The sequence below is a fragment of the Aliiglaciecola sp. M165 genome (assembly GCF_007197995.1).
Classification (GTDB): domain Bacteria; phylum Pseudomonadota; class Gammaproteobacteria; order Enterobacterales; family Alteromonadaceae; genus Aliiglaciecola.
Genome location: NZ_VKKH01000007.1, coordinates 250,495 through 262,919 on the forward strand (window position 1 = coordinate 250,495; position 12,425 = coordinate 262,919).

The 12,425-nt window shown below is 42.0% G+C and carries 14 protein-coding genes; 5 read left to right on the top strand and 9 right to left on the bottom strand.

Annotation, left to right across the window (positions count from 1 at the left end):
- Positions 1-28 precede the first annotated feature (28 nt).
- Entirely contained in the window at positions 29-760 is a 732-nt protein-coding gene (locus FM019_RS15730) for a 5-oxoprolinase subunit PxpA (RefSeq protein WP_313901705.1), read from the bottom strand.
- Between the two features lie 124 nt (positions 761-884).
- On the opposite strand from FM019_RS15730, the gene FM019_RS15735 reads away from it, so the two are divergent.
- Positions 885-1,730, top strand: a complete 846-nt coding sequence (locus FM019_RS15735; protein ID WP_143836910.1) for a S1 RNA-binding domain-containing protein — start codon at positions 885-887, stop codon at positions 1,728-1,730.
- A 15-nt stretch (positions 1,731-1,745) separates the two neighbouring features.
- The gene (locus FM019_RS15740) at positions 1,746-2,138 is read left to right on the top strand and encodes an OsmC family protein (protein WP_143836911.1); all 393 of its coding nucleotides are present in this window, start codon (positions 1,746-1,748) and stop codon (positions 2,136-2,138) included.
- A 37-nt stretch (positions 2,139-2,175) separates the two neighbouring features.
- Here the strand turns inward: FM019_RS15740 and yiaA are convergent, their stop codons facing one another.
- The 3 genes from yiaA to FM019_RS15755 form a co-directional block, all read right to left on the bottom strand.
- On the bottom strand, positions 2,176-2,646 hold the full coding sequence (gene yiaA / locus FM019_RS15745) for an inner membrane protein YiaA (RefSeq protein WP_143836912.1): 471 nt from the start codon (positions 2,644-2,646) through the stop codon (positions 2,176-2,178).
- Between the two features lie 191 nt (positions 2,647-2,837).
- Positions 2,838-3,632 (bottom strand): DUF2145 domain-containing protein, encoded by a 795-nt coding sequence (locus FM019_RS15750; protein WP_143836913.1) that lies wholly within the window; start codon positions 3,630-3,632, stop codon positions 2,838-2,840.
- A 60-nt stretch (positions 3,633-3,692) separates the two neighbouring features.
- Entirely contained in the window at positions 3,693-4,058 is a 366-nt protein-coding gene (locus FM019_RS15755) for a hypothetical protein (RefSeq protein ID WP_143836914.1), read from the bottom strand.
- A 124-nt stretch (positions 4,059-4,182) separates the two neighbouring features.
- Here FM019_RS15755 and FM019_RS15760 point away from each other — a divergent pair, with 124 nt between their 5' ends.
- The gene (locus FM019_RS15760) at positions 4,183-4,932 is read left to right on the top strand and encodes a helix-turn-helix domain-containing protein (RefSeq protein WP_143836915.1); all 750 of its coding nucleotides are present in this window, start codon (positions 4,183-4,185) and stop codon (positions 4,930-4,932) included.
- 114 nt (positions 4,933-5,046) lie between these two features.
- Here FM019_RS15760 and FM019_RS15765 read toward each other — a convergent pair whose 3' ends face one another.
- A complete protein-coding gene (locus FM019_RS15765) occupies positions 5,047-5,826 on the bottom strand; it encodes an SDR family oxidoreductase (protein WP_143836916.1) in 780 nt (259 codons plus the stop codon).
- 102 nt (positions 5,827-5,928) lie between these two features.
- Here FM019_RS15765 and FM019_RS15770 point away from each other — a divergent pair, with 102 nt between their 5' ends.
- The gene (locus FM019_RS15770) at positions 5,929-6,831 is read left to right on the top strand and encodes a LysR family transcriptional regulator (protein WP_143836917.1); all 903 of its coding nucleotides are present in this window, start codon (positions 5,929-5,931) and stop codon (positions 6,829-6,831) included.
- 160 nt (positions 6,832-6,991) lie between these two features.
- Here the strand turns inward: FM019_RS15770 and FM019_RS15775 are convergent, their stop codons facing one another.
- The 4 genes from FM019_RS15775 to FM019_RS15790 all read right to left on the bottom strand — a co-directional run bounded on the left by FM019_RS15775 (position 6,992) and on the right by FM019_RS15790 (position 11,012).
- Entirely contained in the window at positions 6,992-7,573 is a 582-nt protein-coding gene (locus tag FM019_RS15775; protein WP_143836918.1) for a DUF1287 domain-containing protein, read from the bottom strand.
- Entirely contained in the window at positions 7,566-8,534 is a 969-nt protein-coding gene (locus tag FM019_RS15780) for a hypothetical protein (protein ID WP_143836919.1), read from the bottom strand. The genes FM019_RS15775 and FM019_RS15780 overlap by 8 nt, the downstream gene beginning before the upstream one ends.
- A complete protein-coding gene (locus tag FM019_RS15785) occupies positions 8,518-9,123 on the bottom strand; it encodes a sigma-70 family RNA polymerase sigma factor (protein WP_143836920.1) in 606 nt (201 codons plus the stop codon). The genes FM019_RS15780 and FM019_RS15785 overlap by 17 nt, the downstream gene beginning before the upstream one ends.
- Positions 9,124-9,200: 77 nt before the next feature.
- Positions 9,201-11,012, bottom strand: coding sequence for a vWA domain-containing protein (locus tag FM019_RS15790; protein WP_143836921.1), 1,812 nt, complete (start codon positions 11,010-11,012; stop codon positions 9,201-9,203).
- Positions 11,013-11,307: 295 nt separating this feature from the next.
- On the opposite strand from FM019_RS15790, the gene FM019_RS15795 reads away from it, so the two are divergent.
- Positions 11,308-12,417, top strand: coding sequence for an efflux RND transporter periplasmic adaptor subunit (locus tag FM019_RS15795; RefSeq protein WP_143836922.1), 1,110 nt, complete (start codon positions 11,308-11,310; stop codon positions 12,415-12,417).
- The last annotated feature ends 8 nt before the right edge of the window (positions 12,418-12,425 follow it).

The window sequence follows — 12,425 nt, forward strand, 5'->3', positions numbered from 1 at the left end:
ACTTGATCCTGTTGTAATTTGATACGCACTAGCTTCCAAGGATTTCTCGGATGTGCATCACGGCGTCAAGGGAATCTGAAGAATCGCCATGGACACACAATGTATCTATACGTAAAGGCACTGTTTCCCCACTCACGCTTGTTACACATTGGTTTTTAAGCATCGAGTCTACTTGCTGTATGGATTGCGCAAGAGAGAGCAACGCCCCTTCGTGACTTCTAGGCGTAAGTTTGCCATTGGTCAGATAGCTTCTATCAGCAAAGCCCTCGAACCATAGGGATATACCGTACTTTTCAGCCATGAATTCCATGTCTTTGGTATTTGGAAGTGCTTGCACAACAACCGGCAATGACGAATCGTATTCACTCACAGCCTTAACTACGCTTTCAAACACATCGACGTTTGCAACCATATCGTTATACAACGCACCATGTGGCTTGACGTACGCCACTTTTCCCCCTTTTGTCTTGCTCATACCGTCTAAAGCGGCAATTTGATAGTGCAAAATCGGGATGAGCTCCCGCTCTGGAATAGACATGCTTCTACGACCAAAACCCTGTAGATCGGGATAAGAAGGATGTGCTCCAATGGTCACATTGTGCGCCACAGCCTGCTCAATAGTCGTTTGCATCACTAGTGGGTCTCCAGCATGGAACCCACATGCAATATTCGCCATATCAATGTGCGCCATGATCGATGCGTCATTCGCTATCTGCCAATTTCCAAAGCTTTCACCGAGATCACAATTTAGTTTTATCAATTACTTATTGCTCCACACGTTTTCAGATACAATGATGTTTCAGGCACACAAGGGTATACAAAACTGAATGATTAAGAACGATCACGCGGTTTAGTTTACTCAAATAACTCAAAAAGTCAGGTCAATGCTGCAAATAGGAAAGATTAATCGTTTACAGGTAGTCGATGAATTACCTTTTGGTTTTTATTTATCTGGCGAAAACACCGATAGAATTTTATTACCTACCCGTTCTGCGCCAGAAGACTGTCAGGTAGGTCAAGCGCTCGACGTATTTGTCTATCACGACAGTGATGATCGCATAATTGCTACAACACAAGTCCCCAAAGCCATGGTTGATGAAATTGCAGTATTGCAAGCAAAGAGCGTAAACAAAGTGGGCGCCTTTTTAGACTGGGGATTGGATAAAGACTTGTTATTGCCATTTAACGAACAACAAAAACCTATATCCGAAGGCTTGAGATATGTTGTGTATGTTTTTCAAGATCCCTACACCGATCGCCTCGCAGCTTCTACTAAACTTCGTCGCTTCTTATCAGAAGAGGGACATGAACTGACACCAGGCAGCAAAGCAAAATTGATAGTATGTGGTCGTTCCGACATGGGTTATAAAGTAGTCATTAACGGCACGCACTTAGGTTTATTATTTAAAGACGAGGTGTTTAAACCCCTCAAAATTGGTGATTCCACTGAAGGTTTCATCAAGCGGATCCGTGATGACGGGAAAATCGATGTGAGCTTACAGCTGCATCACAAACAAGCCCGAAAGGAGCTGACCGAACAAATTATCGAAGATCTCATTGCCCACGGCGGTATCTCTTCACTTACCGATAAAAGCTCCCCGCAAGATATCACTAAACGTTTTGATGTTAGTAAGAACACATACAAAAAAGCGTTGGGCGCTCTGTTTAAACAAAAACGAATATTAATTGGCAAAGACAAAATTACGCTGATAAATGAAGCCTCAAAATAAAACGGAGAGACTGCAATGCAAGCAATAGTTAATTGGACAGAGGATCTGTCCTTTCAATGCAAAACAGATACTGGCAAGACCCTCACCTTGGATGGAAATGGTACAGACCTAACTCCAATGGAAGCGGTTTTACTCTCGGTAGGTGCCTGTTCATCTGTTGATGTTGTGGAAATCATGAAAAAAGCCAGGCAGCCTCTTATTGAATGTAGCTGCCGCTTAACGGCAAAACGGGCCGATGATGCCCCCAGAGTATTTACCGATATCCATGCCACATACATCGTCAAAGGTGACGATATCAATGAAAAACATTTGAAACGAGCGGTGGCGCTGTCTACCGAAAAATATTGCTCCGTGATGTTAATGCTCAATGCAAAAGTGAATATCACCACATACTATGTGATTGAGTAATAAGTATTGTTGCGTTAAAAACCCAAAAAGTTATCGCCTATTCCACAGTAGATGATGCTTGTGAATCAAAAGCCTCTTCAGTACCAATCATTCGCTCTATGGCTTGTCTATCTCTGACATTTTTTTGTACAGTGATTGCAGCAAACAGACTCAAAGTATACGCCATCGCATAAAAGCCTTTTTCGCTTAACAATAACTCAGCGTTGATCAAACCAACAACCAGCAAACCGATAGACAAACCCGCAGATATCCATGAAATGATACTATAAACATTTGAAGTTGGGATACCCTCTGCCTTGTCTCGTATTGTTTTTTGTAATGAGACCATTGAAAACAGACCATACAAAATCGTTATCAAATAGTAGCCTTTTTCATTTAGCATCATGTCTGCGTTGTACAATCCGATTCCGTACGCACCCGTCCCAATAATCAACGCGGCGATAGATGCCAACGTATAGGCCTTTGTTGGTCCTTGAACACTTGCTGTTTGAGTATGTACTGTTGTCATGTTGATTCTCTCTCTTTGAATTATTAGTCTAATTAACCTGGGGGTAATTAAAATCTTTGTGTTGAGTTCTTGTTTAGATTGCCTCAAAGAACAAGATTAATAAACACCGTTATTAGGTGTAGCTTATTACGATGCCAAGCGTTTAGTTTCTGTATACTTTTGGGTTGTTTCTCAATAAGTTGCCTTGCCAATTAAAGTGACTTCACTTTTCCATGCTGATCAAATGTGACAAACTCATCAGCTAAATCGTTGCGCTTCAAATAGCGACCAATCGACTGAAACGTAGTGGTATAGATTTTACCTTTATGATCTTTAGTGGTTACATCATCCATCAACATTGAACCAAACATCAGCTTCATGCGGCTGGTATACACTCGCTGAGGTGTAAAGTGCGCTTTTGCATTCACTTTCAATTGCTGTGTATCTAACGTTTGGTAAATGGCGGCATTGATCATGTCTAAGGTATATTCCGTACAGTTTTGAAATTGCGAGTTAAACGGGTTAGCAATCACTGAATAGTTGTTATTGTGCAGCGATTTAGCGTCACCAGAGGCAATCAAGTCGATGAGTTCTACTTGTACCTCAGGGCTGGGTATAATAATACCTGCTGTTAAGTCATGTGCGCCCCAGAAAAAATCAACCGGATAGTCCATGATCAAATCACTTTTGTTCGGCTGACCACTGCGCTGGTAAAGGTTATGGATTGCATACCCTTGCACGATTTCACCGTCATCCAATTGTATATTGGAATACACGGCCACGGCTGTATGGGTAAAGCGGATCCCTTTTGGTAAATCCTTAGCGGGTCGCCCCACCCTGGCAATGATAAATGCTCTTGCCCCTTTATTCGCTGCAAAATACTCCACTTCCTTTGCAAAGGTCTTAATTGTTTCGGGTTCATGTTGAGCTTTAGCCGCAGATTGGCTGCCCGCCCATGCGTTTTGAATGCTAAAAACAAGTGTTAATATCAATACTAACTTTTTCATTTTTTAATACTCCGAACCATCTTTTAGTGAACGTGATGTTGAATACAAACTAGAGCGTGTTTATCTTTGCCTAGCTTTCTTGATAACTTTAGACGGCGCCGGATCAGCCGTAATAGTGCGCTCAGTAATGACAATCGTTTGATGATGGTGATGATGTTTATGTACATGCGAACGACTGGCGCTATCAGCGATAGAATCACCCACTGCAACCGCTGCACTACCCGCTACTACGCTTGCTGCACCAACGACTAAAACGGGAACCGCGACCGCAGCACTGGCAACTTTAGCAGTTGAAGCAGCACCTTCAGACGCCGCTAGCGCGGAATGTTTGCTAGCTTGACCACTGTGATAAGAAGATCCTTCCGCATTTGCTTGGAGCGTTGTCATTGACATAATTAAAAGCATCGCTGTTGTGAATCGTTTCATTGTTCTTCCTCGTTTGTTGTGAACGATGTGAAGATTAGTAGTTGGTATTGCTAGTGTAAACATCCAATATAAATGTATACTCCCAAAAGACCAATGGTCTATTATTAATATACTTGAGGTGAGTATGAGTCAAATTTCACAAATTAGTGCAACCCTGAAAAATCTGCTTAAACAACAACAACTCACGTATCGAGATGTCGCATCTAAGCTCGAAATGAGCGAAGCAAATATCAAACGCATTTTTTCAACCAATAGTTTTACACTGGAAAGACTGGAAGAAATTTGTGATTTATTACAAATTAATTTGTCCGATCTGTTTTTGATCACTCAGCAGCAGGTTGAAAAGCTGACTCAACTTTCTCAAGAACAAGAGAATCAGCTACTCAGCGATCCAAAATTATTATTAGTCGCTGTTTGTGTTAGGGATGGATGGACGTTTGACGAATTGATAGAACACTATGATATAGATCAATATGAATGTACCCGCCTTCTTGCCAAGCTTGATAAACTCAAGATTATTAATTTATTGCCTAATAATCACTATAAGCTACTTATTGCCCAAGATTTTCGCTGGATCCCCGGTGGCCCCTTAGAAAAATTCATGGAACAAGAAGTCATGGTAAAGTTCATGGCACCTAAAAAAGACGAACAATGGAATTTTCGTTTGTACATACGCGGACGCTATTCGCAAACTTCAATTGAAATCATTCAGAGGAAGTTAAACCAATTGACCAAAGAGGCTTCAGAACTGAATCAAGAAGATTCATCGCTGCCTCTGGATCAACGCCAACACATGGGAATATTGATGGCGATGCGTCCGTGGGAGCCTAGTTTGTTCGAAAATATGCGCAAGCGAAAACAAGCCGACGATTAATTATTTTAACAATATGAAATGGCCTCAACCTCCAAACGGTTAACTTGTCAAATAAGGGGTTACTTATTCTAAAACAAGATTCCCTCGTAGAAGGGAATCTGCAAAATCATATTGTCAAACAGCTAGTCCTTTTAGTGGCAATCCAACCCGTTTTCGCCCTTCCACCGTCTTAATAGAAAAATCCGTACCAGCGAATTCTTGGCCTTCCGGTCCACATAAAAATAAAACCGCTTTTGCCGCCCATTCGGCAGGGATATGCTGATCCCAATCCAGTTTACTGACCGGATTCAAATTTGAATCTCGGATTTTTTCCATCATCTGAGTCGCAACAGTCCCTGGCGACAAACCCAACACTCTAATATTACTTTGAGCTACCTCTTTATGAGCAACTTCAGTAAGTTTTTTCACTGCGCTTTTGGTAGAGCAGTAATGACTCCACCCTTCCAGTGCACTATTAGCGGCTCCAGAACTCATGTTAATCACGATCCCGCTACCAGCTTTCAACATGAATGGAATACTGGCACGCATAGCATGATAAACACCTTTTAAATTGATATTCACCGCCTCGTCCCATTGAGCAGGATCACTCTCTACGAGACGTGCTATAGGCTCAATTACACCCGCATTATTGACTATGATGTCAATCTTTCCTGCTATTTCCATGTTCTTATTCACACAAGAAAATACCGATGAATAGTCGCTAACATCACATTGAATAGCACGAGCAATTCCACCAGAAGCGTTGATATCGTCTGCGGCCTGTTTGATCGTATTTAGGTTTCTACCAGCAAGACAAACGCTGGCACCTTGCTTTGCTAACAATTGTGCAGTCGCTAACCCTATTCCGCGACTCGCACCAAACACTATCGCTGTTTTACCTTTTACGTAGTCCATACCTTTCTCCTGTACTGTTAAGTAATCAGCATGAAGACTAATAGATGTCAATTACGCAATAAATAACATTGATCACAATTTACTCGTGCGTATAATGCACGAATGGATCTAAATAGCATCAACGTTTTTATCTTAACTCACCAACTAGGCAGTTTTGCGGCCGTCGCCAAGCAAATGAATGTTGCTCCTTCTTCTATTTCAAGAATGATCGCTAATTTGGAGCAAGAATTAAATACGCGATTATTTAACAGGTCGACGCGAAAGTTGACGCTTACGTTAGCCGGAGAGAATTACTATGAAAGTGTCCGCCCGCTGATCGCAGAAATGGACGCTCTTCACCAACAACTGAGTGAGGAAACGTCAAGCCCCAGCGGAAAGCTAGTGATTTCCGCTTCAGTTTCTTTTGGTCAGATCGTTCTTGCGCCACTATTAACGTCATTTTGTGAGCAATACCCACGGATTACGTTAGATTTGAAATTATCAGATTCGCGAATAGATATGTTGTCGACTCAAGTCGATTTGGCCATACGACACGGCAAGATGCAGGATAGTTCGTTAATTGCGAGAAAACTCTGCAATATCAACTATTCACTTGTTGCCAGTCAAAATTATCTACAACACAAATCACCAATATGTCACCCTAACGACGTCATCGCTCATCAGATTGTAACCTTTGGTTATGAAGCCTTTAACCACCTCTGGTATTTTCAGTCGCAACAGAGCCGTCTGAAACTTGCTATTAATCCAAAACTGACACTGTCCAATGCATTGGGAATTCGTGAATGTGTTAAAAACGATTTTGGAGTGGCACTGCTACCCGATTGGGCAATTTCTCAGGACATCAAAGTAGGCCATTTAGTAAGATTACTACCCGATTGGCAGGTAACTGGACTCGACAGTGAACCAGGAATTTGGCTTGTACAACCCAGTCGTCATTTTATTCCCGATAGAGTACGAGTATTTACCGAGTTTCTTTTTGAAAACATCGCAACAATTACTTTTTGATTCCACTTGGCTATTGGCTAACTGGCCCAATAGCAAAATCCATATTTGGCAAATATCTTTTCGAATTAACACTTCGTATCGAGTTGATCGGATCCGCTGACTTCCCAGTTTTTTACAACGCAGGTTAATGACATTGCGGGCCCTGTACTTTTTAATTTGGCTATGGGTTGTAGCGGTAATGACCAGTAATTTTATATGCAAACAACATATCTTCGTGTACCGGCCCAGCGCCGATGTTATGCACAATCATTGGATTTCCGCTGATAGGGGAAACACGATTTGTGACTATTCCAATGTGCGGTAAATTTCCCGGTAACATCCAGGTAACTAGGTCTCCGGGTGAATAATCATTTGCCGTTCTGCTAATGGGTAATACCTTGCCATGTCTGGAAAAAAACGCCTGTAAATTAGGGACTCGCCTATGATCGATATTTTTATCAGCCTTGGTTAATCCCCAAATTCGCTTAGAGGGATAGGCTTCGAAATTCTTGCTTATATCTTCATGAACGAGCACCTGCAAGTCGACGCCCAAGGCACGATAGGTTCGAATGATTACATCGGTACATACGCCAATATCCTCCGGTACGTCTCCATTGGGGTACTCAATAGAAAAATAGGAGCCGTCGTAGGTAATGCGTTGATGGGTGCGCTCGATGGCAGCTTCAACAATCTTTTGTTCGAAGCTGCTGGCATAAGTGCTGCGAGAAAGTAATAACGTCGCGACAAGGATTAATCTAATCATCCAGCACCAGCTGCACCCGTTGTTCTGTTGTCAGGATTTCCAAGTATTTGTTCTCAATTTTAATGTCGGGTTGAGCGGCACTGAGCAATAACAAATAGCTTAAAATATCTTGTTGGATTTCTTTTTGTGTTGCCATTAAGCGCTGCCTAGTCTCAGTAGTGGCTGAATCCAAATCAGATTGTGTTGACTGAAACTTTACTAACAAATTGTCGAGATATTCAGTGTTCAGAAAAGAGCTATTGTCAATTCGAGATGCCGTTGTACTTATCATTTCAATTTCAAAGCTCTCACTTGCAACTCGCCTTTTTGTAGCCGCTTCGAGGTCCAAGCTTTGCGCTTGACGCGCAGCATATTGTTCAGCCACATCTGCGTCTATCCCTTGCAGCGGCAAACTAGTGTCGAGTTCTACCGTCGTATCTGTCTCCACTGCCAGAGGTTCTATTTCTATATCATCTAAAGCACGGGCGGCTAATGATTGTGCTTCTTGCTCAGCAAAATTGGATAGTTCAGGTTCTTCGACTGTTAACTCAGCTAACACCTCCTCCTGTTCGGGCAATGCGCTCTTTTGAGCAGCTGTTGGGCGTCCTAAGGTAATCGATTTTGTCTCTAGTTTTTCTCTCGATTGAGCTTGTTGTTTGTCGAAGGTCGACTGTTCCACTATCTGAAAGGGATCTGCAGGTATGGATTGAGGTTGATAGGTGGTTGGATTGAATTGATCAAACTGTGTATAAACAACCATTGTCACAAACAAAGCTGAAGCGGCAACAGAGAATGGCCACTGGTATTTGCGCCATGGTGATTGACCAACCTGCTCGGGATTTTTCCTTTTGTCCGTAATGTTTCGCTTGGCATATGCCAGTATCTTATCGTCTAACGCAACATCAGGTTGCTCTTGAGACATTTCGCCATACAACTCAGAAATGAGGGGATCATGCGATGACGGATCATGCTGTTTGTTCATCTCCCCCTCCTAAATTTTTTTCACTTGAAAGTTTTGAGGTAATGCATTCTCTTAGCTTTTTGTATGCATAGCGTAAGCGACTTTTTGTCGCTTCATGACTAGCGTCTATGACTTCCGCGATCTGCCCTGCCGTCAAATTGGTTTCTTCTTTTAACACAAACACATCTACCAAGTTTCTGGGCAATTTTTGCAAGCAAATTTTAAATAGTTGATGTTTCCTTTGTAAATGGATCTTTGTTTCTTCAGTTGCTAAGGATACTTGACCACCAACGTCATCATCTTCGAGTTGCCGAGAATCATCAATGATCTTCTCTACCACTTTTAAGTGGCGATGTTGGTCGATAAGCTGATTCCGAGCAATGGTATAAAGCCAGGTGGTAAATTTGGCCTGGGGTGTAAAACGATGCGCATTATCAATGACTTTACTCCAGCAATCCTGAAATAAGTCCTCAGCTTCCTGCTTGGTGCGAACTTGACGCAAAAAATAGCGATACAGTCCACCTTTGTGATTGCTGTAAAGCATAGAAAACGCTGCGAGATCACCTTCAAGGTAATGTCGCAGCAATTGTTCATCGGTATCGGTTTGCAAATTCAATCCATCTTTTTACACAACACTATTTGTCGAGCTTGTCAGCTTAAACTGACCAAACTCAATTAGCCAGCCCCTCAATGTGACGTCCTGACTAATTCTTTTGTGGCAGAATTTTCATTTTTGTTCTGAGAAACACTGAAAGAACTCAACGTCTCTGCCATTCTGACTAATGAGACAAATTCTGCACGATATCCATAATCATCTTGACCTTTATGTTGATTAGCAAGTTCAATAATTGTTGGGTAATCCAACCCATCAACAAACTTACTGTTTTTGAGTTTCTGCGCAAAGGCCACAACTGATGTCGCGAACTGGAAATCATCCGACTGATTTGTGAATTCGCCAATATCTTTGTGTTCGATAGCTTGGCTCATTAACAGACTGGTGTTACCGTCGATAGGTTTATATCGAAGTTTCACAAAGGCTAACTCAGTTGTGTTGGGCTCAGTTTGCCCTTCATTTATGTCAGTTTGTGCAGGTCGATAACGCAGTGGTTCAGAATATCTATCCCCTCCTGTCATCACCAATTCATAAAAGGCCGTTACTCTGTGCCCAGCGCCTACCTCGCCAGCATCGACTCTATCATTGTTAAAATCTTCATTGGCTAACGCTCTATTTTCGTAACCAATTAGTCGGTATTCGGCAACAAGATTAGGGTTGAACTCTACCTGTATCTTAACGTCTTTAGCGACGGCATTTAAGGTCGCATCCAGTTGATGAACCAAAACCTTTCGCGCCTCATTAAGCGTATCAATATACGCGTAATTTCCATCGCCTTTGTTGGCAAGTTGCTCCATTAAGTGATCATTGTAGTTGCCTTGCCCAAATCCTAGCGTAGTCAACTGAATCCCCTTTTCTCGCTGTGCTTCAATCAATGACACTAATTGTTCGTGGTCGACCATACCAACATTAAAATCACCGTCCGTAGCTAAAATAACGCGATTGATTCCGTTTTGATTAAAAGACTGTTGGGCTAGCTTGTAAGCCAATTCGATACCTTGAGCTCCGTTGGTCGAACCTCCTGCACTTAACTGAGACAACGCGCGTTCGATTTTAATTTGCTGATTTCCTGCGGTAGGCTCTAGCACCACGCCTGATGCGCCGGCATACACAACAATTGCAACAGAATCATCTTCAGATAATTGTTTTGTTAACATCGTTAGTGCCTTTTTTACCAATGGCAATTTGTTAGGAGCATTCATCGAACCTGAAACATCCAATAAAAAGACCAAATTTTTTGGTCCCGCTTTATGATCATGGGTGTCCACGCTTTTAGCTTGCAGACCCACCCGCATTAATAGTCGATTTTTATTCCAAGGCGAAGTCGCCACCTGGGTATCAATAGCAAAAGGATGTTTTGAATCAACTGAAGCCTTGTATTGATAGTCAAAATAGTTAACAAACTCTTCAACGCGAATAGCATCTTTAGGTGGCAGATAACCTTGATTCAGCATTCTACGAACATTGCTGTAACTTCCGGTATCCACGTCAATGGAGAAGGTAGAGACAGGTTGGATGAGAGTTTGCACCACGCCATTTTCTTCAAGGTGATTGTACTTTTCCGTGTAGCTAGGATTAATGTCTTGTTCCATATTAGGCATCGACAAAGACGCCACAGACATATCTGCCATCGGTTGAGCAAATCTCATACGTTTGGCCTCTATTGCCTCCTGTTTGTTGCGAGTACCAGTTACCTGTATCGCTTCTACTTCTTGATTTGAAGCACCGCGATTAGCAACGGCGTCCTGTTGAGTATAGGTCGCGTAACATCCACTCAAAATAACAATTGTACCCAATGCAATAGTGCTAAAGGTTAATCTAGGTATTAGCAAGTTTGAACGGTTTTCATTACGCAAGCGCTGTGAATATATACGTTTGGCTTTCATCGTTTTGCCTTTTATTGTTGATTGTTACCCTTACCAACGGATCACAATTTAAAAAGGGTTACCTAACTTACAAATAATTTTTGAATCACTGTTCATTGCAGGTAAAACGCTGATTAACACTTGTCACACGCGGTAACAAATCAACCAACAATTAGCGTAATTAACCAACTATAATCTTTTTAACCATTCAACAAGACCAAGTGAACAACGCAAACTATTGAATAAATTGATATTTTTTAATTGGCACATTGAATGCAGAGCTAGGGAAAAATACCAATCTGACTGGGAATATAAGATGGAAAGCAAGAGTACTGAGACAAAAACATTTCACAAGGGTTCATCGTTTAAGCTTTTTACCGTTGCGGCAGTATTGATTGCAAGTATGCAATTAAGTGGTTGTGGCCAAGCAGAAGCGGAGAATGATTTAGTTGAAGAAACCGAACAAGCGAAGGTTATTCCTATCCCGGTAGAAGTTGACTCTGTTGAGGTTGGTAGCATTTCTTCTAACTACAAAACTACTGCGGTTCTGGAGGCGAAAGAAGAGGCTTTTGTTGTTGCTCGTGCGTCAGGGATCATCGAAGAAATCTATGTTGAGGAAGGGGATTATGTCGAAAAAGGTCAAGTACTTGCACAACTTGAACCCGAACGTTATCAACTGAACCTGCAACGCGCGCAAGCGGACTTGCAAGGAATAGAGAAAGAACTGGCTAAAATCAATAAAGTTTATGACAAGAAGCTAGTGAGTGATGACACCTACGATAAGCTCAGTGCTCAATATGAATCCGCCAAAGCAACATTATCTTTAGCTAAATTAGATTTGAAAGAAGCGACTATCGTTGCACCGATAAGCGGTTATATCGCCGAGCGAAATGCAAAAGTAGGTAATTTGACTGAATCTTTCCAACGTGAACGTATGTTCCATATCGTGCAACAAAAACAACTATACGGCATTGTTTTCTTGCCAGAAAAAGAGCTTTCCAGAGTACACAAGGAACAATCTGCAAACCTCATAGTTACCGCCCTTGGCGACAAAAAGATTAGCGCATTTGTTGAACGCATCAGTCCTGTGATTAACTCGCAAACCGGCACCTTTAAAGTGACATTAAGAGTGCCAAATGAAAACAACCTTCTTAAAGCGGGCATGTTTACTCAGGTCAACCTAAATTACGACACTCGCAGCGATGCCACCCTTTTACCCCGCAAAGCCATGTTAGCTATAGACGACAAGATCAATGTATTTGTCGTTGATGACAAAGGTATCGCCAATAAAGTTGCGATTAAAGTGGGTTATCAGGAAGGAAACTTTGTAGAAGTACTTGAAGGACTCACCGGTAATGAAAAAGTGGTAATCACCGGTCATCAGAATCTGAAAGACAAAGCTGTTGTTGAAGTCGTTAACGGCTAGTTGAGGGA